The organism is Xenorhabdus vietnamensis (genome assembly GCF_002127535.1).
Lineage (GTDB): Bacteria > Pseudomonadota > Gammaproteobacteria > Enterobacterales > Enterobacteriaceae > Xenorhabdus > Xenorhabdus vietnamensis.
In genome coordinates this window covers 72656-93263 of the sequence record NZ_MUBJ01000018.1, presented here as the reverse complement: position 1 = coordinate 93263, position 20608 = coordinate 72656, and the positions used below count along the sequence as shown (strand labels likewise).

General features: G+C 41.1%; 22 protein-coding genes, 1 tRNA gene and 1 pseudogene. 8 read left to right on the top strand and 16 right to left on the bottom strand.

Features of this window, described 5'->3' with window-relative positions; genetic code table 11:
* From Xvie_RS14995 to Xvie_RS14985, 4 genes are all read right to left on the bottom strand, one after another.
* Nucleotides 1–203: hypothetical protein (locus Xvie_RS14995; RefSeq protein ID WP_139838864.1), on the bottom strand; the 203-nt coding region annotated here is incomplete at its 3' end.
* A 3-nt stretch (nt 204–206) separates the two neighbouring features.
* Complete coding sequence (locus Xvie_RS21660; RefSeq protein WP_167366730.1) at nt 207–371, bottom strand: hypothetical protein; 165 nt, start codon at nt 369–371, stop codon at nt 207–209.
* A 337-nt stretch (nt 372–708) separates the two neighbouring features.
* A complete protein-coding gene (locus tag Xvie_RS14990; protein WP_074020942.1) occupies nt 709–1242 on the bottom strand; it encodes a tail fiber assembly protein in 534 nt (177 codons plus the stop codon).
* Nucleotides 1242–1556, bottom strand: a complete 315-nt coding sequence (locus Xvie_RS14985; RefSeq protein WP_074020940.1) for a hypothetical protein — start codon at nt 1554–1556, stop codon at nt 1242–1244. Before Xvie_RS14985 ends, Xvie_RS14990 begins: the two co-directional genes overlap by 1 nt.
* Nucleotides 1557–2112: 556 nt before the next feature.
* On the opposite strand from Xvie_RS14985, the gene Xvie_RS14980 reads away from it, so the two are divergent.
* Nucleotides 2113–2841 carry a Thoeris anti-defense Tad2 family protein gene (locus Xvie_RS14980; protein ID WP_086110061.1) on the top strand — a complete coding sequence of 243 codons (729 nt, stop codon included), beginning with the start codon at nt 2113–2115 and terminating at the stop codon, nt 2839–2841.
* Between the two features lie 1573 nt (nt 2842–4414).
* Here the strand turns inward: Xvie_RS14980 and Xvie_RS14970 are convergent.
* From Xvie_RS14970 to Xvie_RS14950, 5 genes are read right to left on the bottom strand one after another with little or no spacing between them, the layout of a single operon-like run.
* Nucleotides 4415–6781, bottom strand: coding sequence for a toprim domain-containing protein (locus tag Xvie_RS14970; protein WP_086110059.1), 2367 nt, complete (start codon nt 6779–6781; stop codon nt 4415–4417).
* On the bottom strand, nt 6775–7080 hold the full coding sequence (locus Xvie_RS14965; RefSeq protein WP_086110058.1) for a hypothetical protein: 306 nt from the start codon (nt 7078–7080) through the stop codon (nt 6775–6777). Before Xvie_RS14965 ends, Xvie_RS14970 begins: the two co-directional genes overlap by 7 nt.
* A 2-nt stretch (nt 7081–7082) precedes the next feature.
* Complete coding sequence (locus Xvie_RS14960; RefSeq protein WP_086110057.1) at nt 7083–7253, bottom strand: DUF4222 domain-containing protein; 171 nt, start codon at nt 7251–7253, stop codon at nt 7083–7085.
* The gene (locus Xvie_RS14955) at nt 7246–7494 is read right to left on the bottom strand and encodes a hypothetical protein (RefSeq protein WP_086110056.1); all 249 of its coding nucleotides are present in this window, start codon (nt 7492–7494) and stop codon (nt 7246–7248) included. Before Xvie_RS14955 ends, Xvie_RS14960 begins: the two co-directional genes overlap by 8 nt.
* Complete coding sequence (locus tag Xvie_RS14950) at nt 7491–7679, bottom strand: hypothetical protein (protein ID WP_086110055.1); 189 nt, start codon at nt 7677–7679, stop codon at nt 7491–7493. The genes Xvie_RS14955 and Xvie_RS14950 overlap by 4 nt, the downstream gene beginning before the upstream one ends.
* Before the next feature lie 199 nt (nt 7680–7878).
* Here Xvie_RS14950 and Xvie_RS14945 point away from each other — a divergent pair, with 199 nt between their 5' ends.
* Both Xvie_RS14945 and Xvie_RS14940 read left to right on the top strand, forming a co-directional pair.
* Nucleotides 7879–8067 (top strand): YlcI/YnfO family protein, encoded by a 189-nt coding sequence (locus Xvie_RS14945; protein WP_086110066.1) that lies wholly within the window; start codon nt 7879–7881, stop codon nt 8065–8067.
* Between the two features lie 33 nt (nt 8068–8100).
* Nucleotides 8101–8442, top strand: coding sequence for a hypothetical protein (locus Xvie_RS14940; protein ID WP_086110054.1), 342 nt, complete (start codon nt 8101–8103; stop codon nt 8440–8442).
* A gap of 553 nt (nt 8443–8995) precedes the next feature.
* Here the strand turns inward: Xvie_RS14940 and Xvie_RS14935 are convergent.
* The 6 genes and pseudogenes from Xvie_RS14935 to Xvie_RS14910 all read right to left on the bottom strand — a co-directional run bounded on the left by Xvie_RS14935 (nt 8996) and on the right by Xvie_RS14910 (nt 13011).
* Nucleotides 8996–9799, bottom strand: a complete 804-nt coding sequence (locus tag Xvie_RS14935) for an antA/AntB antirepressor family protein (RefSeq protein WP_139838863.1) — start codon at nt 9797–9799, stop codon at nt 8996–8998.
* Nucleotides 9800–9817: 18 nt separating this feature from the next.
* Nucleotides 9818–10093, bottom strand: coding sequence for a helix-turn-helix transcriptional regulator (locus tag Xvie_RS14930; protein ID WP_086110053.1), 276 nt, complete (start codon nt 10091–10093; stop codon nt 9818–9820).
* On the bottom strand, nt 10093–10308 hold the full coding sequence (locus tag Xvie_RS14925; RefSeq protein ID WP_086110052.1) for a helix-turn-helix transcriptional regulator: 216 nt from the start codon (nt 10306–10308) through the stop codon (nt 10093–10095). Before Xvie_RS14925 ends, Xvie_RS14930 begins: the two co-directional genes overlap by 1 nt.
* A 121-nt stretch (nt 10309–10429) precedes the next feature.
* Complete coding sequence (locus Xvie_RS14920; protein WP_086110051.1) at nt 10430–11401, bottom strand: hypothetical protein; 972 nt, start codon at nt 11399–11401, stop codon at nt 10430–10432.
* Between the two features lie 148 nt (nt 11402–11549).
* Nucleotides 11550–12762 (bottom strand): annotated as a pseudogene (locus Xvie_RS14915) (tyrosine-type recombinase/integrase).
* A gap of 174 nt (nt 12763–12936) precedes the next feature.
* A tRNA-Arg gene (locus tag Xvie_RS14910) sits at nt 12937–13011 on the bottom strand.
* A 186-nt stretch (nt 13012–13197) separates the two neighbouring features.
* Between Xvie_RS14910 and mlaA the strand changes: the two genes are divergently transcribed.
* Nucleotides 13198–13950: a phospholipid-binding lipoprotein MlaA gene (mlaA, locus tag Xvie_RS14905; RefSeq protein WP_086110050.1), complete on the top strand. Its 753-nt coding sequence runs from the start codon at nt 13198–13200 to the stop codon at nt 13948–13950.
* 61 nt (nt 13951–14011) lie between these two features.
* Here mlaA and fadL read toward each other — a convergent pair whose 3' ends face one another.
* A complete protein-coding gene (gene fadL / locus Xvie_RS14900) occupies nt 14012–15337 on the bottom strand; it encodes a long-chain fatty acid transporter FadL (RefSeq protein WP_086110049.1) in 1326 nt (441 codons plus the stop codon).
* Between the two features lie 351 nt (nt 15338–15688).
* On the opposite strand from fadL, the gene Xvie_RS14895 reads away from it, so the two are divergent.
* The 4 genes from Xvie_RS14895 to sixA all read left to right on the top strand — a co-directional run bounded on the left by Xvie_RS14895 (nt 15689) and on the right by sixA (nt 20568).
* Complete coding sequence (locus Xvie_RS14895) at nt 15689–15985, top strand: YfcZ/YiiS family protein (protein WP_086110048.1); 297 nt, start codon at nt 15689–15691, stop codon at nt 15983–15985.
* A gap of 310 nt (nt 15986–16295) precedes the next feature.
* Entirely contained in the window at nt 16296–17606 is a 1311-nt protein-coding gene (gene fadI / locus Xvie_RS14890; protein ID WP_086110047.1) for an acetyl-CoA C-acyltransferase FadI, read from the top strand.
* Nucleotides 17606–19783 (top strand): fatty acid oxidation complex subunit alpha FadJ, encoded by a 2178-nt coding sequence (gene fadJ, locus Xvie_RS14885; RefSeq protein WP_086110046.1) that lies wholly within the window; start codon nt 17606–17608, stop codon nt 19781–19783. The genes fadI and fadJ overlap by 1 nt, the downstream gene beginning before the upstream one ends.
* Before the next feature lie 302 nt (nt 19784–20085).
* Entirely contained in the window at nt 20086–20568 is a 483-nt protein-coding gene (sixA, locus tag Xvie_RS14880) for a phosphohistidine phosphatase SixA (RefSeq protein ID WP_086110064.1), read from the top strand.
* Nucleotides 20569–20608: the final 40 nt, after the last annotated feature.

Below are 20608 nucleotides of genomic sequence, written 5' to 3'. Positions count from 1 at the left end.
ATGGGTTCGGGCTGGTTGTCTTGCTCAGTGATGAGATCTGTAGCGAGTTCCTGTGCCGGTTCAGTAGTGTAATGTCCAGAATCATCATCAGCCCGTGCTGACAGGTGACTAAAGTTGGCTTTTGTTGTGGTTGTGTCTTTGTGGACTGCTTTACGCTTGAAGCGGCCTAACCCCAATAAATTCGACATAGTGTAATTTGCCATTTGTTATCTTCCTGTCTGTGATAAAGCCTTGTCGACCAGCTTACGGGCGACTTCGTGAAGGGTGGGTTTAATGCCCAGTTCTGAGCGGCTGTATTCGTCCTGCTGTATCTTGCGTAGGGCGTCCATCTGCTGACGGGTCAGTAAGATGGCCTTGTTATCGATTTTCATACTTACACCTCAATCGCTGATAATTTATACAGCTATATTATTGCAATATATGCAACAAATCAAATTAATGATGCAAAATAAGAAACAATAAGATTCACTATAAATTAAGGACAGGCAGGAAGCGGCAATATCATGTGATACCGCCGTTTGATGAGGCTTATTATTCATCAGGTAAAGCCTTCATTCTGACACTGGAAACATGAGAACAAGATACTGACAAATCTTTGCTTTTTAATGCCCGTTCTGTAGGTGGTGCGGGTATGTGATATTTACGAAGGGTATTAGTTAGACGTCCGTGTCTAGTTGGTATACAGCTAATACATAGCTACATACCTTGTCATTCCTTCGGTTGTTCCGGCCATACGATATCAGGTGCAGTAGTGCAATCTATCCGATTGAGTAGTATTCGGTAACGTTTCCATTTTGTTAGTTCAGTAATTTCCTGAACTGTTGATATATCAAGCTCTACAGCATCTTCTAAAGGCATAATTACAGCATTCGCTTTACTCAATAATTTTTTCTTATGTTCATATGCATGAGCAATAAGTTCATCTTGAGTATAGCTCCGCAACTTAATGCTACCATTTGAATACTGCCAATTTCCCAGAGTATCAATGTTATCAGGTAATAATTCAACTTCAACAATGCTTCCGTTTTCAGGGCATATTGTTGAAGCATCCTTACTTATCGCAACAATTATACCATTAGAGTCGTACTTTATTTTATACGTGTCATTATTGAATTTCGAAATACATGCATACCAATCTTGATTGTCCTCACTGCGATAAAATATTGCTTTATATCTTTTTTCAATTTCTTCTTCATCTTCATTACTTGGAGGATATCTGGAGAATTTTCTGAAGTGTAACATTATATAAATCCTATATTATACCAAACTCCATTAACTAATTTTTGCAATGGACGCCGATAAACAGAATCAATATATTTATCAGAATTATGATTAATAACACCAGTAATAACATATGGTGGAAAATCAGAAAATCCATATGATTTCCAAACTGACGCGCTTTCCACTGAACCTAAGCGAATATCTTGGATATATTTACCATCAGCATCAAGCTTAGCGAAACGCTCATCCATCAAAGAAGTTACTTCTTCAATTGCTCTTTTAACATCTTCTATTGTTGGAGCCACTACAGAGATATTGCTGTCTTGAGTACTCATATTCATTCCCTCATCTAATCAACAATACAACATTGCTAAATAACATGAAGGCGGTGGGAGACTTCTCCGCCGGTGAACATCAATAAAAGGGTTCATCAATACGAGAAAGTACGGCTTGAATTCAATTTGAGGCATGTTTTGATGGTAGGATGGCATAGAATAGCAGGCGGGTCATTAATAAAATTCTCTTCACTATTGATGGAAATTAACGAAATAAAAAGGCTACATAGATTATTGAATAATCAGATATGGGAATTCCCATAACGAAACAAATTCAAGTGGTTAGATCAGGGTTGGGTAGCGCCATATACCATATTTAAATCAGTGTGTTAGGTGTGATTTTGGTTGATATGAGCAGCATCTCGATCCCTACAAATTAAGTCATACCAGCACCAAACTTCAAATATACACCTCACTGAATCACGCATCATCTTTCAAATTATAAGCCTTGCTATAGTCGTAATCCGATTGAGATGAAGATTTGACCTCAGTAAGGTTTCTGGTGCGTTAACAGTAGGATGAAATGACCTTTAACGAATAATAAAGTGAGGTGTTTATGTCTAATGTTAATAAGCTGGATAGTACGCAATGTCAAATTAACCCTGACCAATACAAAATTAAGATTGATACAGTAACTGCACCAGTTGGTTCCTGTCCGTGGGCAATAATTCAAGTATATTTGGGGAATAAGTTGCATCGTAGTGATTGGGACACCCCTAATGAGTACATGCGTCTTACTTCCAAAAAACCGGGTAATGATTCTGTTTATATTGAGAAAAGAGATAAACATGGTACTTGGTTTTCTTGGCAGCCCACACCAGAAGATTTGATGGCTTGCGATTGGATATTGTTGTCTGAAGTAAAACCAGTTGAATGTATGCTGTCTTTTGATCTTGAGATAGGGACTGGCCAATATAGTAGCGGTCAGGGTCAGGATTGGGGATATTTGACCAAGGGTGGACATGTGTGGGCAAATCAACCTACTTTTGGTACTTTGACTAATCTTCAAAGCACTATAGGTATTAGAAGCATCTTGACATTTTATTATGAAGAAGCCCCAATCGGTACTTTTTATACTATAGAATTGCAAGTTGACACCCAAAACCAACCGAACTTAGGGAGTAAAACTCTTGAAGTGACGGTGAATGGTTCAACTTATAATCTGGGTACCGCTGGTAATTCTACAACTGATTTCAACTATACCTCTGACGGTGCAAAACAACTAGGCGATCTACTGAAACAAAACGTAGGTAATACACTGTCTTTTTGCCTCAACTGGAAATAAATCCACGTACTGAATTCAAGGCTGCTTAATGCGGCCTTTTTCAAATAAATCCACCTTTAACTCATTGATATCCCTTATCTCCTGCATGGTGCAGGTTTAGTACCATGTCATGCTTCCGTTTGAAACGTAGGCATGGAAATAAACTCAGAGGCTACCCTCTTTAAGAGGGTTGGTTAAAAGTAGCTCAGTATGTTTGATATACCTACCTGCTGCCGTAGTCCTCACTTTGGCTCAGTTCTAATCAGTCAAATTTTAGTCCTATGAACCCACCGAAAGCTGCGGGTTAAAATCCGACCAATATTGTATAACTCAATCCTGAACCACCTGCGGCAACTGTAATGATTTCCGTTATGGTTGGATAGGACGTGCTGATTTTCCCGATTTGAAATCGGAGAAACATTGCCTCCCAGAGCAAATGCTCTTCGTATTCAAGGCTGTAAAACCAAAACTCAAGCAAGCCAAATGATAACATTTGATAACGTCAACGCTGAGAAGACAGACAGTGATTCTGCGCACACCCAATCCAGCACAATGATAAGTTTTGATAAGGTTGATGCCTTTCTCTACGCTATACGCCAAAGAAATAGCACAAGCGAAATCCTAAGAAATCTTAAGGTAAAAGCCTCTTTTGGCAGACTAATCAGGCAGATTACTAATCGCTAAATCCTAACAATTCTTAACATTAAAACCGTTTTACGAAGCATCACAACCCCGTTCCGTACCTGTAACCTGCTGCGCAAAATAATAGTGCGCAATACTGCGCAAACTCAGGCCACATCTGCGCAAGCAAACTGCGCAAAATGATACCCAAGAAAAGCCGGGGTATTCAGCCATTGCGCAGAATGAGACGGCTAAAATTGCGCAGTAAGAACCGACGGAAAACGCGGTAAATTAGAAACTATTGCGCAGAGCGGGGGGACAAAATGCGCAAGAAAACGCAGGTATTTTAAAGTGATACTGGAGCCGCCAATCTATCAGCGGCTCTTTATCCGGTTCTATTTTTTGTATATATAGTGAAAAGTTACCGACAACGCCACTTATAAACTCTCTCATGCGTCTCTGAATCCTTTTGCCCGCCAAGAAAGGAAAGTTTTTCTTCTGGCAGGCGCTTTGTTTTAAGTCCGACAATGAAAACGACAAACCGACAACGTAGCGACAAACATTTAACATTTTACTATATTGATTTTTAAGATATTTATATATGTGTTGTCGATTTGTCGATTTGTCGATTTGTCGATTTGTCGGTATTGTCGGTTAGTTTTACGCGTATAGAAAATTTATTCTTCGTAGGCGTTTTAACGTTTATAAAAAAATGTGCTGGGGTTGTCTACCTTATCTACCCACTCACTCTATCCCATATGGCACAAGGCTTTAAGTGGGTAGATGACTGATTTTTTGCTCTCTACCCATTGTCTACCTATCTCAACCTTATCTACCTATTTTTTCTTTCCTTTAGGTAGACAAGGTAGATAATAGGTAGATAATCTTTAAATAGTTATCTACCTAATTAACCATATGATTAATATAAATAAATGTCGATTAGGTAGACAAGGTAGATAACCAAACGCTATTTTTAGATAAACTCGTCCGCTTTATCGGTGAGTTGTACATTGGTCTGTCGTCTGCCCTTTATAGTTCGAGTCAGATATTCAGCCTTGTACTCCTTTGCGGCTTCTTTAACCGCTTTTCCGAACTCGGTTACACTCAGAGGACGCCCCAGCCCTTGATATTCCATGAATGAAAGATAAAGGTGATAAAGGTATCTTTTTGGCTGGCGCTCTTCTTCCGTTTTACGCCCGCCACCCATTTCTAATCCTCTCGGTTCTCCCATAAAAGCCAGTGCCGCGCACAAATCTAAAACAGGGTTAGATGCCCGTTTAACCTCCAATGCTTCATCACTATCACGCTGTTCAAGTAATAGCACTTTGGCCTGTTCGGGGTCATCAAATGTCGTCAGTAACCGTCTGACAATAACCGGAATTTCATGAGCGATCTTGTCTGATAAATGCGGGTCTTTATCTTCTTCTTTCACTTTATTGTTAAATTGATAGATAACACGCCGACGAGCCACACCCCCAGCGCGTTCGGTAAATATCATCGGGGTATTATTTGTTGCAATAACAACTGCCCGTATGATTGTTGTGTATTGCTGTTCATGCTTGGGATCAATCTCTATGGCGTCACCGCCCGTAATCGCTTTTATGCCCGTACCTTCCCCTGTGTATTTGGGTTGATCGGGTAGAGTTATCATGCTTTTACCCACAAATTGCGCTCGTCCTCGTGCTGTGTCCAAAGCCACCATATTTCCGCTGGCTGTATTGTGTTGACCAGCCAATAAAGTAGCCACCTGAGTAAAGACACTTTTACCGCTACCCCCTTCGCCTGTAATTTCAAGGAATAATTGCCAGTCATAGCGATTAGCTAAAACCATGTATAACGCTGCAAATATTCGCTTCATTTTGTACGGATCTCGGTCAGCGGCATGGCTTATCCATTTATGGAAATTAGGCGCACCGTCTCGCAAGTTCTCATCCGGTTTTGCTGGGGTGTACTCAATGCCATTGTGATTTAATAACCAATTTTCAGGCCGGTGAGGTGAAAATACTTTCGTTTCAATATCAAAAACACCATTCGCAAAGGAGATCATGCTCTGGCACGGCTCACCCATCACAGGCGCAACAATCTTTAATGCTTCAACCACATTATTGAGTGCACGCTTACTAAAGTTAGTTCCGTGTAAGGTATAGACCTTTCCCATTTCCCGGCTTAAATCCAAGCATGATGTTTTCTTCCAAACGCCCAGTTGATAGGTATAGAACCCTTCGCTTTCTGAATGAATAGCAATCCCTTCATACCGTTCTGTTAGCAATAAAGCCTTTTCATTATCCGCCAGTTGCGCAATGTTGTTACTCGTGCGTTTTTTCTTCTGCTTTCCCGGATTAATCGAAATAACGTTAGCTGTTCCCACTTTCTTTTCCCCCACCTGATACAACCCTTCACTGAATGCCTGCTTTGCTGCCTCGATGCCGTGCTGCTGGCGATAATCGTCCCAGTCGGCCTTGTGCTCTGTTGGCGGTAATGTGACCCATCCATCGATAGCCTTAGCGGTTTTCTCGGCTGCTATCTTGCCGACGTTCTTCTTTGGCTTGCCTTTGTCGTCCAGTTCTTCCGATGAGTTCCAATCATTGTCGGCGGCAAGGATAATTCTCGCGTCTGGATACCGCTCTCTGACCTGTTTAGCCACAGTCGGTAAATTACCTTCATCAATCGCAGCCAGTACCCAGCCCTCACACAATTGGCTCACCGTTAAGGCGGTTGCATAGCCCTCAGTAATGATGATTGTGTCTGGTGTTCCAATTACGGGTGATAAGGGGATAAAACTCCCCTTTTTCAGCGTCCCAGAGACAAGACGTTTTTCACCCTTCGGCTTGATGATTTGTGCACCGGTGATTGTGCCGTCCAGAGCCTGAGTGACCAGCAACAACGAACCGTCATTCAGTAGCTTCTGGTCGGGGCATGGCAGCCCCTTTTTGGTCAGATAATCAGATTGTCCGATAGTAGCCTGAGCAAGCAACTTATTCACTTTCTCAGCTATCGGAAGAGCCTCTGATTTCAGAGCCTCTTTTCTGGCAGGTTGGGGTTCAGGCAAGGGAAGTAACAGCGCATCAGCAGCCACCTTAGCCGCCTCAATTACCGTGATACCTTTAGCTTTCGAGAGTAAATCAAAACCGTCTCCGTGGTTCGGGTGTTCACACTGGCGACAATGCCAGTTGCCGTCTCCGTGGTCGTCTATGAAGTGAAAGCGATCATTACCGCCACAGATAGGGCAAGCGCCATGCTTACCCTTTGCTGGAACGTCCACCCCACAAGCAGACAACAAACCTTGCCACTGATTTTGCGCCGCTGCTTTCACCGAACGAATATCAATATGACTTACCATTTCGGGAATCCCTCGCGGTGATGGAGTTCAAAGTCCGCATATTGTGCGGTGTCGTTCAGTGCTTGAGCGATCCTCGGTAAATACATCAATGCTTCACCGATACGGCGTAAATCTTCCCTTGCCTGACGATTGTCATAGTTTTCGTTATCAACTGACCAGAACGCCATCTCACCCATTGCAGACATCGCCGCCATTACTGCACTATGTGCACCATCTGCATTCATACGCAAATCTTTCAGTTCCTCAGTGTCCATATCGTTGAAGTCGTGACGTACCAAGTGGTTATAGATATCAGACATAATCAGGCTCTCCCTGCGTAGGTGTATTCTTGAGTGAAGCGGCTTAATGGCATGGTGCATGGGCTTTGATAACCATCACGGACAAAAGTCACACGATTAAAGGCCACTGACAGCACCTGAACGGTTTCCCCGTTCTTATGGGTGTAATAGTCATGAGGTTCAGGGTTAGGCATGGTTCACCCCCTGAACAGTAGACATATCGCTACAGTGGGAAGTGTTATCAATAGCTTCCTCATCCGCGATTACATCAATCAGAAATACAGCAATATCGCCGGATAGCTTCGCCATCAGAGAAGAAATAACAGATATTTCACTGCCCTGTATTTGATGAGGGTATGACTCAATAAGCTGATTAATAAATTCGAGTTGCTGCGCCTTTTCAACTGCTTGATGAATAGTGATAGGCTGGCTCATGCGACCACCTCCTGACGGGAAACAAATATCAGAGAGGGAATACCGACCAGTAAACGGGCTTCACCTTCGCTGTCTGCCAGTACAGTAATCAGACGCACAGGGTGAATATCCACCAGCCGTTGAGTACCCGATGCAATTAGGAATGTAAATTTAAGGCGAGTTTGGTTATGCTGTGGTGTATCCATAGCGTAAGACTCCTTTACGTTGTGGTTAGACGCCTCGATAGTGTTTGCTGCACTTCGGGGCGTTGCTATTTTTGTGTCATAGTAAATTTTAGTGTGAACCCACCTTACATGAAGGTGTGAACCCACGTCAATGCTTTTTTTTAATCTCAATATGATGTATGGTGTGTTAACACTAATATCTGATAATGGGTGTATACCAATGGCTACAGGCGATATAAATAACAAATCTGCTAAGAAACATATCCGGTTCCCGCATGAATTGATTGAAGAAATCAACGCCAATATAGAGAGTGAGAAGTCTGCACAGGTAAACTCTAACTTCTCATCATGGGTGATTGATGCTTGCGAAAGAAAATTATCTAAGCAAAAATCGCAGAAGAAAAAATAAACACCAACTATCAATACCCTAAAGGAAACGGCTATGACGTTCAATTTCTCGGCATTAAGCAGCAACAAAGAAGATACGTATGAAGTTGAAGTTTTTGAAGTTTCAGGACAAATAGGAATATCATGTAACTGCCCCGCAAATACCTTCTGCAAACATATAGCTGCGTTAATAACAGGCAAAACCAGCGTTATTTTTCCTGCCGAATTGAATAAACCCGATGATATAAATAACGCTGTAAGCTTATTAGTTTCAAATGGTATGCGCGCTAAATATGAGTCGTTAATGGCTGAATTGGATGCACTTAAAGCCGAATACAAAGACAATACAATAGCTATTAAGCATGAGTTAAATAGCTTATGTACCCCAAAAATCTGAACCTTATTACCATGCGTTGAATTAAAATCCTGAACCAGCCGACAATAAGCCCAGTGGTTAACCAAGGCAAAATTATTGACGTGGTTCACTCCCCCTCTTAAAGATGGTAAGTTGACTGAGCAATAACTAACCAACCCTCTTAAAGAGGGTAGCCTCTTAAGTTGTTGTAATTCTTCGTAAACCAGATTTGGATTACGGATAACTGATTGATTTATCTCATGACGCAAAGACGCGTGATCCCAAAGGGTAGCATTCGCCGTGCTATCCTTTTCTTTTTGTGCGTCGCTCAATGATACGCACAGATTATGACCAGACTGCATATTTGCAGCTTGACTATATTTCAATGGGTTACTGAGGTGTCCGAAAATATTCGCATACCCATCGGCTAAATTTTCAGCCAATGTATAATCAGCGAAATATTTCTCCGATTGGAACTGAGCGAAAAGTTTCGCTGAGTGACCAGCCAAAGTGAGGACCACGGTAATAGGACTCCTTAAACTCAAGGAGTCACCAGCAATAATTGGATAACTTAAAGTTATAGAATGGCTTCTCATTACTTCGCCTCCATGCGCTGCGCTAACCAACGTTGAGCCAGTTCTGTTAATTGGGCTTTCCGTGTCTCTGGTGGTGTATCCAAATCAAGAAATGCACAGTTACGTGACTCCAAGTAAGCCAGTAGCTGTAACTGCTCTACAGTCATATTGTCTCTGACTTCTTTAGATTTAATGCCCTTATTTTTAGCCCATCTGACAGGATCTATACCCAGCACCAATTTATTGATGAACCTGGATTCATTGCTGTAAGCAAAGCCCTTTTGATTGTCTCCGGTGCGCTCAATATATCCTTTCATCGCATCAGCCATGCTTTTGTGATCTTCACAGGCAGCGACACGATTTTTACGCCAGTTAAGCAGAGCGGCTTTGTGTTCCTCTGGTGCAACACGACGCAGACGTTTTTCACAGTCGATAAAGTACTGGCGAGCCTCTTTACCTTCTTCGGTGCGTTCCACCATAGAAAGCTCTTTCGCCATATCAGAGCTAATACGGTATTCAGTTCTCGGACGACCTTTTTTGGAATTTTCCAAATAAGTCTCGTAGTCCTCATTTTCAATAAAACCATATTGCTCAATGCGCTGTTTTATCCAGCTAGCGAACAGTTCCTTATTACCAAGAAACTTATGCAGGTTTCTGGCATCAGTAACCATTGCTGCCTTTCCATTAATAGTTCCCGCTGTTAACGGGATCATTTCGGCATAATTCTTTTTTCGGTTCTCTTTGTACTGAACCAAAATAGGCTCTTGGCTGTTTTCAGCGTAAGCAAGTCCCTGACCATTTAAGACCATATTTTTAGATTTCATATTTTTACCCTGTCTTAATTAATTTGATTTTCGGCTATAGGGGTTATTTACGTTCTCTACTGTTGGCGGGTTACGTACCCACCATAAAACATCACTTAATAACCATGCGCAGGAATTACGCCCAAAATGACAACGTGGCGGAAATAAACCTAATCCCTCTAATTTATGGCAATGGCTGCGAGAAATACCGGATATTCTTTCTCGTTCCCTTTCTCTTATTCGTCTTTCAATTTCGCCGTAAGCGGAAAGAATATATTTCCGCTGTTTATCGGTGGGTAATATAAATTTAGGCATTACATTACCTCGCTGCGAGACTCAGCAATACGCTGATCTATCCAGTCATCAATTTCTGATTCAATAAAAGCGATTGAACGAGTGCCAATTTTGACTTGCTTCGGGAATTGATTATCTGCAATGAGTTTGTAGATCCACGCCTTACCGTAGCCAGTTCTGCGCTGAACTTCGGGTAAGCGGATAAGGTTTTTTCTGAATGCTGTACTTGTTGGCATGTAGCCCCCTGTTATCTAGTCCTTAAGATGTCGTAGTGGACGTTGTTTGATTACAGAGGGTATTAAGAATGATTTTTAGTAAAAATGCATTGCACACAAAATCGTAATTTTGCACGCAAATCTAATTAATTGATTTATATATCTTATTTGATTTGGAGAAAATTTCATTAATTTTTCTCTCACTCAGATTCCTTATTCCTTTATCACTCAAAGTTAAAGCCATCTCTCCCTGAGTCCACTTTTTAGCTCTAGATGTAACACAATTTAAAACACCGCCTATTAGGTATAACAATTGATCAGAAGCGTACTCTCCACTTTCATTTAATAGTTTTCTTTCAAAGTCAAACAAATTTTCCGGTGTAATGCCAAATTCTGTATTAGCAGGAACACCATCTGTGGGAAAGTAATATTTAGGATTTAAATAATTTTCTCTCCATAGCTTTTTATCATTATTATATTTTTCATCAAATGATTTTATTTCATCATCACTGAAACGCTCCATTAGGTTATATATTTTACCATCTATTGCCTTGAGAAAGACTCCATCTAAGTTTAAAAAATCTAGTAGATTTCTATTTTTATTAACTTCAATCATAGACATTACATCAATTCTGCCTGTTCCAATCATCATTAATTCAAAAACGTACTCATCCAAACAAGATAACTCAGATGAATATTCCCAACATACATGCCTTAATTTTTTGTTGAAATATTCACGAGTCAATTGTTCTTCTTTTTCATTGTTTTTCCTCATTCTTTCAACATACTTCTTAAATTCAGATTCCATATATTCATTTAACAATACTTGATATTTTTCTGTTCCTTTTTTTATGGATTTATCTTCATTTGTAATTAAAGTTAATAAAAAATAATCTTCTAACCTTTTTGTAAAAAGAATATCTTCTTCCCAAGCTTCCCTAAAAATATATTTACCAGCATATGGTAATCTTACTGATAATTTTAATTCCCCATCTAATCCTAGTTCCAGTAAATCCAAAGTTGTAACATTCTCTTCTAATGAAGAAGATAATCTAATTGCAGCTTCATTTAAATCAATCCATTTTTTTACTTTAAGAAACTTACTATTGATCATTACAACGCCACCTCACGCCCTCTATTTTGTAGGAGCTATGCCAGTCCGTAGAGGTGTACGGGTTTTCGGTGATCAGCCTAGGCATAGCTTTATTCTTTAACGTCTTGGATAGTCTACTAAAGTCAATTATCGCTGTCTATTCATCCAATTAAGCACGTTTCCCAAATTTGCCATGTACCACATTTTCGCCTCGTTCTAGTGCACCCATATAGTCGGCATACCATTGAAGCATTTCCCGACGACTATCCAAATATTGAGCATGGTTATACGTGCCACGAATGCTGTTTTTATCAACATGAGCAAGTTGTGTTTCAATCCACTCAGAGGGGTAATTTTGTTCGTGCAAAATAGTACTCATTGTGTGGCGGAATCCGTGGCTCGTTGCTTGCCCTGTATAACCAATTCGTCTAATTAATAAATTTAATGCCATTTCACTCATAGGTTTATTTGCATCATTCCTGCCCTGAAAAACATATTTTCCTTGGCCTGTAATGGGCTGTAGCTGTTCTAAAATATCAATAGCCTGGTTTGATAATGGAACAATATGAGGGCGACGCATTTTCATTTTTGCAGCAGATATTTCCCATTGCGCTTTATTAAAATCAACCTCTGACCATTCAGCCTTGCGTAATTCACCGGGACGGGCACCAATTATCATTTGTAATCGCATCCCCATTTTTACGATGAAACTACCTGTATAAGCATTTAAGGATTTATAGAACTCAGGGATTTCATCAACAGTTAAAAATGAATAATGTTCTTTTTTATGTGCAGCAAAGGCAGACACTAAATCTGGGGCGGGATTATATTCAGTCCTCCCTGTTACTATTGCATATCGCCATACCTCTCCACACCGTTGACGAACTTTTCTGAGTTTTTCGGTCGCTCCCCGATCGTTCATTCGTGATAAAACAGCCATAAGTTCCATTGGCTTAATCTCAGAAATAGGTCTATTGCCTATATATGGGAAAACGTCTTTTTCAAATGTTTCCATCATTTCTTTGGCATAAGAAGCCGACCACCTGTCTACGCGTTTTTCATACCATTCACGAGTTATATTTTCAAAGGTGTTCTATTTGGTTTGCTGCGGATATCTTTTCGGTTTTTCTTACTTCACTGGGGTTAATTCCGTTAGCCACCAGCTTTCTTGCCTCATCGCGTTTGGTTCTGGCTTCGGTGAGTGTTACTACTGGATAAACACCTAATGAGATCATTTTGGTTTTACCCGCAAATTGATAACGATATCGCCAGCCTTTGGAACCATTGATATCAACCAATAAAGATAGCCCGTTGCCATCTGCCAGCGTATAGGCTTTTTCCTTTGGTTTGGCTCGCTTGATTGTCAAGTCTGTCAGCTTCATAAATCACCAATCTTGTATAGAAAAATTGTAGAGGGAAACTCTATACAAAAAACTATACAACAAATTGTAGAGATTTAGAAAGACACTACTAGACTTGGATAGATGAGAGTTTTATTGAATATATTGATTTTACTGGGGCTAATTGACTTGAATAGACTATGAAAGATGTTCTTTTGGCGCCCCCTGCAGGAATCGAACCTGCAACTAGCCCTTAGGAGGGGCTCGTTATATCCATTTAACTAAGGGGACAATAAAACACAGTATACCTGTTTTTCTTGTCAGAGATAAGGCATGATGAACCGTTTGCCTATATAATCACCACTCTTTTTGATTACCATTAATGAAAAATTGGAAGTATATTTAACATATTTGGGTACATTAGCTGGTTTGCAGTGTGATGGTTGATGTCGAAAAATAATTAATGTGGAGAACAATATGAAGTATCGTCTGAGCGGGGTTGCTTTTACAGCAGTCTTACTTGTGGGTTGTGCCAGTTCATCGAACACGATGAAGCAGGGGCGTTCTGATCCGCTGGAAGGGTTTAACCGTGCTATGTTCAACTTTAATTATGATGTTCTCGACCCTTATGTTCTGCGGCCTGTTGCTGTAGTTTGGCGCAATTATGTACCGATGCCTGCGCGAAATGGCGTCAGCAATTTCATGAGCAATCTTGAAGAGCCTGCCAGCATGGTTAACAGTTTTTTACGTGGTGATGTTCACGGTGGTGCAAAACACTTTAACCGTTTCTTTTTGAATACCCTTTTGGGGATGGGGGGGCTTATTGATGTTGCCTCCATGGCGAACCCTAAATTGGCCAAAGAAGATCCGATGCGTTTTGGTAGTACATTAGGGCACTATAATGTTGGGTATGGCCCTTATGTTGTTCTGCCTGGTTACGGTGGTTTCACATTGCGTGATGAAGGTGGTAACTTTGCAGATATGACTTATCCGGTACTGAGTTATCTCACTGGTTGGATGTCAGTAGGAAAGTGGATGGTTGAAGGGATAGAAACTCGTGCCCGTCTTCTGGATTCTGATGGCCTGTTAAAGAACTCTTCCGATCCTTATTTGATGATGCGTGATGCCTACTTCCAACGTCACAATTTTATGGCCAATGGCGGTAAAATAGAAACAGAAAAAAATCCTAATGCGGCAAGTATTCAGGATGAATTGGATTCTATTGATTAATTAGCTTTCAGAATAAAAAAAGGATAGCGGGTACTATCCTTTTTTAGATCAAACTATTAGGTTAGAACGTATAGTTGAAGTTCACACCATATAGCCATGCGGTTCCTTTGGAATCGAACTCATAAGGCGCAGTGAATCCTTTTTCCTGAATCTCTTCAGGCAGTTTTTCACTAACATGTACTTTTTTACCACGCATATAAGAAACACCAACATCCACAGAAGCATCTTTATTGAATGCATAAGTGGTTCCTACGCTGAACCAGAAACGATCTTGATCGGGAATTGAAATTGAGCGGTTTTTAGCTGGCACTGGGCTTTCATCAAAGGCAATACCTGTGCGGAATGTCCAGTTATCGTCATAGTAGTAAGTCGTACCTAGCGAGATACGATAAGCATCACGAAAACCTTCATGTTTATCAAATGCAACTCTACCTGTATCACTTCTCGTTGCTTTCAATTCTTTGAATTCACTCCAGCCTGTATACAAGAAGCTATAATGAATTGCCCATTGTGGTGCGACACGATTATAGCCAGAGAATTCCCACATATCAGGCAAATTCAGATCCAATTTACCTTTGACGATTTTCCCGTTAGTACCACTCTCAAAGAGTTTGGGTATGTATGGCAAATCGTTGCTGTAGTCCCCGCTCTTGAATTTAACTTTGACTTTTGAGCGGTAAGTCAGGCTATAACGGTTATTTTCGTCATACTGATACAACAAGCCTGCGTTCCAGCCGTAGCCCCAATCTTTACCTTCCAGTTTGGCACCTTCAGAACTGGCAGGAATATTGAGTCCTGTTTTTCTAGATACCATTGAGCCGATCTCACCCATATGGCGAACGATCTTAGCATCGGCATACACAGCATTGACACCTAAGCCAAAGCTGAACTGGTCATTGAATTTGTAAGCACCGCTTAGGTTTAGGTTCATGGTCTTAAGATCTGTCTTACCACCAAGCAGGCCAGCAGAATAGTTATTGCTGAAATTAGTCGCTAAGCCGAAGTTGGAAGTCGCAGATGCGCCAACAAACCATTGGTCGTTGATCGGGGTAATAAAATGCAGGTTTGGGATCCATGCATGTGGTGCGATGTTTTTAGCATCAGTGCTATTCTTGGCAGGGTATGGAGACTCCCCGGTGATATCAACATTTGGATTAACATACACCAAACCGCCAGAAAACGATGGGCTATTAAATAAGGTCATGGCCGCAGGGTTACGACTCCCTACAGAAGCGTTGTCTGCAACGACACCTGCCCCAGAAAATGCACGACCTAGTCCTGATGATGAATATTCATTCAATTGAAAACCGGCAGCACTAGCATTGGATGAGATAACTGCAACCGCCACTGCTAATGCTGAACGTGTAAATAGGTTTTTCTGGCTCATAACCAAAACCTCATTGTTTAATTATTATTAACATGCTACTCAAGTAGCTGAGAGCGCGGGATTGTAGAGTCGGTTTGTCTTAATGACAAATCAGACCAGTGCACGAAGTATAGGCCTGATAATAGAATATGTTGCAAGAATGTTTTCTAAATATAACTAAAATGATTGTCAAACTGGGACTTGCTTAACAAAAAATCGACAACTGGAGTTAATAAAATGTGAATACATTTTTGTTGACGTAATGAGATCAATAAACAGTGAGATAAATGGTTTCAAACAGCACAAATGCTGGTTATCGATAGTCAGGAGAACGTAGAATTATTCGTAAGTTTTTATTGTCGGAGAAATAAAATGCCTGATGCAATTAACCGTTGTAATGCCGAAGAAACCGCTGCTTGTTGTTGTGTTGATGTGGGAACAGTTATTGATAATGAAAATTGCACTGCTTCTTATCAATGTGTTTTTACTAGTGAACAAGAAGCAGAATTGATGCTGAATACATTGATAGAAAAAGCAAAAACAGTAGAGTCTGAGCCGTGTATTATAAACCATAGGATTGAAGCGGTTGAGAGTGGAATTCAGTTATCCATAGATTTCGCTTTTAGTTGCCAAGCAGAAGCTCTGATTTTTCAGCTAAGTTTGCGTTAACTCTCTCTGAACAACGGTTTTCTCACTGTTTTGTGATATAAAACAGTGAGAAGATCCTTTGTAACCGATTCTTTTGTAAGCTATTGTAAATAGCACTCTTTTCTTTGTGTTTCTGTCACATCTTCTTCATTTAAGTTGTATAAATTATAAATCCCTTAAAGTTGAGTTTGCTCTCATTTTTAGTTTATTCCTGTTTGCTATTTTCCAACATTGCGTTAACAATGCATCATCAGGTCTGACCTCTTGTGAGGTGAGTAAATATTTTTAATCAATCAATTGATTTAATTAATAATAATGATTAGGAGTTGCTATGGGTCGTTCTTCAACAAAAGTAATAATGCAAAAGGAACGTGTAGCTATTGTCAGCGGGTTGCGTATTCCTTTTGCGAAACAGGCAACTTTCTACCACGGTATTCCGGCTGTTGACTTGGGAAAGGCTGTCGTAAGTGAGCTGGTCATTAGAAGTGGTTTGTCGCCTGAGAAGATCGACCAATTAGTTTTTGGACAGGTTGTTCAAATGCCGGAAGCGCCGAATATTGCAAGGGAAATTGTTTTGGGGGCAGGTTTAAGTGTAAATACTGACGCCTATAGCGTTTCTCGTGCCTGCGCGACAAGTTTTCAGGCAATTGCAAATGTGGCTGAAAGTATTATGGCAGGGACAGTCAATGTGGGCATCGCCGGAGGCGCTGATTCCTCATCCGTTTTGCCCATAGGAGTGACTAAATCATTGGCCCGTACTTTAGTTGATATGAGCAAAGCCAAAAACCTCTCTCAACGGTTAAAATTACTCAGCCGATTGAAATTACGTGATTTACTGCCCGTATCTCCTGCTGTTGCTGAATATTCCACGGGATTGAGAATGGGTGATACCGCAGAGCAGATGGCAAAAACTTACCATATCAGCCGTGAAGATCAGGATGCTTTGGCTCATCGTTCTCATGTATTGGCGGCTAAAGCTTGGGAGCAGGGGCTTTTAAAAGAAGAAATTACATCGGCATATTTTCCGCCATACAACAAGACATTGGCAGAAGATAACAATATTAGAAAAAATTCAACTTTAGCTTCTTATGCTAAGTTGCGTCCTGCCTTTGATCGTAAACATGGCACAGTCACAGCGGCAAACAGCACACCATTGACCGATGGCGCAGCAGCCGTGATGTTAATGAGTGAATCAGTTGCCAAAGAACTTGGTATGGTTCCATTGGGATATTTACGTAGCTATGCATTTTCTGCAATTGATGTTTGGCAGGACATGTTACTGGGGCCATCCTATGCAACGCCGCTGGCACTGGATCGTGCTGGTATCAGTCTGAATGAGCTCACTCTTATCGACATGCATGAAGCATTTGCAGCTCAAACACTGACGAATTTAAAAATGTTTGCCAGTGAAAAATTTGCCCGTGAAAAGTTGGGACGTGCACAGGCAATTGGTGAAGTGGATATGGGTAAATTCAATGTCTTAGGTGGATCAATTGCTTATGGGCATCCATTTGCGGCGACAGGAGCCAGAATGGTTACCCAGACGTTGAATGAATTGCGTCGCCGTGGTGGTGGGCTTGGGTTAACGACAGCTTGTGCCGCTGGTGGTTTGGGTGCAGCAATGGTATTGGAGGTGGAATAATGACTCAGGCTGAGAAAGAAACAGCTGTGCCAGCAATGCAAGCAGAGCAATCGGTATTCAGTTTTTCTGTCAGGGATGACAAGGTGGGAATTATCACCATTGATGTACCGGGCGAAAAAGTCAACACACTGAAAGCTGAATTTGTTGAACAGTTCTTGACGATGTTTGAAAAAGCGCAACAAGTTTCAGGTTTAAAAGGATTAATTATTATATCCGGTAAGCCAGATACCTTCATCGCTGGTGCTGATATCAGCATGATAGCCGGCTGCCAAACTCAGGCAGAAGCGACAGAATTGGCTGAAAAAGGTCAAAAATTATTTGCGCAGATTGCTAATTATCCTTTACCTGTCGTGGCAGCTATTCATGGAGCATGTTTAGGCGGTGGATTGGAATTGGCATTGGCTTGTCATGTACGCATTTGTTCTTTGGATGAGAAAACACGCCTTGGTTTGCCGGAAGTTCAGCTTGGGCTATTACCGGGCTCGGGGGGAACGCAAAGATTACCCCGCCTGATTGGCGTCAGTGCCGCTTTGGACATCATATTGACTGGCCGTCAGCTTAGGGCGAAACAGGCGCAACGGCTGGGGGTTGTGGATGACGCGGTTCCTTTAGATATCTTGCTGGATGTTGCTGTGCAATATGTTAAAAAAGGCACCGTGAAGCGTAAGCCATTGGCATGGCCACAGCGTATGCTGGCAAGTCCATTGAGCAGGCCGTTGTTATTCCGGATGGTTCATAAAAAAACGCGGGAAAAAACTCGCGGTCATTATCCGGCACCAGAAAAAATCATTAATGTGATTCGTACTGGCTTGGAAAAAGGAGTAGAGCGAGGTTTTCAGCTTGAAGCCAAGGCGTTTGGTGAACTGGCAATGTCGCAGGAATCAGAAGCATTGCGGAGCTTGTTTTTTGCTTCTACTACGTTAAAAAATGAAACCGGTTCTTCATCGCAACCTGCCGAGATCAAGCATGTGGGCATTTTGGGTGGAGGATTGATGGGCGGTGGTATTGCCAATGTGACCATGACCCGAGGTAATTTGCCTGTTCGTATTAAAGATATTAATGAAAAAGGTATTAATCAGGCATTAAAATATACATGGGATCTCCTTTCTAAGCGAGTAAAACAGCGTCGTTTGAAATCAAGTGAGCGCTCTCGTCAGATGGCCCTATTAACAGGAACTATGGATTACAGTGGGTTTAAACAAACCGATATTGTAGTCGAAGCGGTATTTGAAGACTTAGTATTGAAACGCAAAATGGTTTCAGAAATTGAAGAACATACGAAACCCGAAACTATTTTTGCATCTAACACCTCTTCATTGCCAATTCACAAGATCGCTGAGATTGCAACTCGGCCAGAACAGGTGATCGGTCTTCACTATTTTAGCCCTGTAGACAAAATGCCGTTGGTGGAAGTCATTCCACATGAGGGAACGAGTGAAAAAACAATTGCAACTGCCGTGGCATTGGCCAAGAAACAGGGGAAAACAGCCATTGTTGTCGGGGATAAAGCAGGATTCTATGTAAACCGAATTCTGACACCTTACATTAATGAGGCTGGTTATTGTTTAGTGGAAGGAGAGCCAATTGAACATATTGATAATGCCTTGACGAATTTTGGTTTTCCTATTGGCCCAATCAATCTGCTGGATGAAGTTGGCATAGATGTGGGTACCAAAATTATCCCTATTTTAGTAGAACAATTGGGAAGTCGATTTGTTGCGCCAGAGATTTTGGACGCAATTTTGAAAGACGACCGGAAGGGCAAGAAAAATGGTCGTGGCTTTTATTTGTATACAAATAAAAAGGGTTCATTCTGGTCTTTTGGGAAAAAAGCCAAACAAGTGGATGTATCCATCTATTCTTTATTAAAAATCAAACCTGCTGTAAAAATGTTGCCTGCTGACATTGTTCAGCGTTGTGTGATGCTCATGCTGAATGAGGCCGTTCGTTGCTTGGATGAAGGCATTATCAGAAGTCCTCGTGATGGTGATATTGGTGCTGTATTTGGCATCGGGTTTCCACCCTTCTTGGGAGGACCATTCCGTTATATTGATAAGCTTGGCAGTGATAAAGTTGTAGAAATTTTACGGCGTCTGGAGCAGCAATATGGGGAAAGGTTTGCTCCCTGTGAGCGTTTAATCCAGATGGCTGAGCAGAAAAAGAAATTTCACGTATAATTTAATTTTATTTTTGAAATCAATTAGCTCGGCTCTTAGCAAAAAGAGCCGATTTTTTCATGGAAAATAATTGATTGTTTATTTATGGTTTTCTTTTTTATCGTATAGTTAGATATGTTAATTGGAATTGAGTTTCTATGTTGGCATGCTGTAACTTGAAATCTATAGGATATATATCAAGTGTTAGTTGGATAATAGCACCTGAGCTTATTTATTAATGCCGTATAACAATAGCTTATCTCAAGAAGAATGAATGTATGTGCGGCATTAAGGAAGGCTTACAATTAACTAAACGGTGGATTATGTACGTTTTTATTATGCGTCACGGTGATGCTGCTTTAGACGCAATGAATGATGCAACACGGGAACTTACACCTCAAGGGTGTCAAGAATCACAGAAAATGGCTTGTTGGCTTTCGCAGCAATCGCCTGACGTTGATTGTGTTTTGGTCAGCCCTTATATTCGTGCAGCACAAACGCTGAAAGTAGTGAGAGAAAATTTGGCACTTCCTGACGATGAAGAAGTGCTGATTGAGTTAACACCATCGGGTGATGTAGCACTGGTTGCCAGTTATTTACACGTTTTGTCAACACAAGGGTACAAATCTGTATTGGTGGTTTCTCATTTGCCGTTGGTTGGATATTTGGTTTCTGAGCTTTGTCCCGGGCAAATCTCCCCGATGTTTGCTACATCCAGTATCGCTTGTGTTGAGTTGGAGCACCAAACAGAAAAAGGGTGTCTGTTATGGCAAATATCTCCAGCACAGTTAGCGAAAAAATCCTAACCAGACACCTTAATTACCGGCCTTTAATTCAATATAAAGA

Coding starts and splice junctions, on each gene's coding strand:
- Xvie_RS21660 (WP_167366730.1), bottom strand. CDS start 371: ATGAAAATCGATAACAAGGCCATCTTACTGACCCGTCAGCAGATGGAC.
- Xvie_RS14990 (WP_074020942.1), bottom strand. CDS start 1,242: ATGTTACACTTCAGAAAATTCTCCAGATATCCTCCAAGTAATGAAGAT.
- Xvie_RS14985 (WP_074020940.1), bottom strand. CDS start 1,556: ATGAGTACTCAAGACAGCAATATCTCTGTAGTGGCTCCAACAATAGAA.
- Xvie_RS14980 (WP_086110061.1), top strand. CDS start 2,113: ATGTCTAATGTTAATAAGCTGGATAGTACGCAATGTCAAATTAACCCT.
- Xvie_RS14970 (WP_086110059.1), bottom strand. CDS start 6,781: ATGGTAAGTCATATTGATATTCGTTCGGTGAAAGCAGCGGCGCAAAAT.
- Xvie_RS14965 (WP_086110058.1), bottom strand. CDS start 7,080: ATGTCTGATATCTATAACCACTTGGTACGTCACGACTTCAACGATATG.
- Xvie_RS14960 (WP_086110057.1), bottom strand. CDS start 7,253: ATGCCTAACCCTGAACCTCATGACTATTACACCCATAAGAACGGGGAA.
- Xvie_RS14955 (WP_086110056.1), bottom strand. CDS start 7,494: ATGAGCCAGCCTATCACTATTCATCAAGCAGTTGAAAAGGCGCAGCAA.
- Xvie_RS14950 (WP_086110055.1), bottom strand. CDS start 7,679: ATGGATACACCACAGCATAACCAAACTCGCCTTAAATTTACATTCCTA.
- Xvie_RS14945 (WP_086110066.1), top strand. CDS start 7,879: ATGGCTACAGGCGATATAAATAACAAATCTGCTAAGAAACATATCCGG.
- Xvie_RS14940 (WP_086110054.1), top strand. CDS start 8,101: ATGACGTTCAATTTCTCGGCATTAAGCAGCAACAAAGAAGATACGTAT.
- Xvie_RS14935 (WP_139838863.1), bottom strand. CDS start 9,799: ATGAAATCTAAAAATATGGTCTTAAATGGTCAGGGACTTGCTTACGCT.
- Xvie_RS14930 (WP_086110053.1), bottom strand. CDS start 10,093: ATGCCTAAATTTATATTACCCACCGATAAACAGCGGAAATATATTCTT.
- Xvie_RS14925 (WP_086110052.1), bottom strand. CDS start 10,308: ATGCCAACAAGTACAGCATTCAGAAAAAACCTTATCCGCTTACCCGAA.
- Xvie_RS14920 (WP_086110051.1), bottom strand. CDS start 11,401: ATGATCAATAGTAAGTTTCTTAAAGTAAAAAAATGGATTGATTTAAAT.
- mlaA (WP_086110050.1), top strand. CDS start 13,198: ATGAAGTATCGTCTGAGCGGGGTTGCTTTTACAGCAGTCTTACTTGTG.
- fadL (WP_086110049.1), bottom strand. CDS start 15,337: ATGAGCCAGAAAAACCTATTTACACGTTCAGCATTAGCAGTGGCGGTT.
- Xvie_RS14895 (WP_086110048.1), top strand. CDS start 15,689: ATGCCTGATGCAATTAACCGTTGTAATGCCGAAGAAACCGCTGCTTGT.
- fadI (WP_086110047.1), top strand. CDS start 16,296: ATGGGTCGTTCTTCAACAAAAGTAATAATGCAAAAGGAACGTGTAGCT.
- fadJ (WP_086110046.1), top strand. CDS start 17,606: ATGACTCAGGCTGAGAAAGAAACAGCTGTGCCAGCAATGCAAGCAGAG.
- sixA (WP_086110064.1), top strand. CDS start 20,086: ATGTACGTTTTTATTATGCGTCACGGTGATGCTGCTTTAGACGCAATG.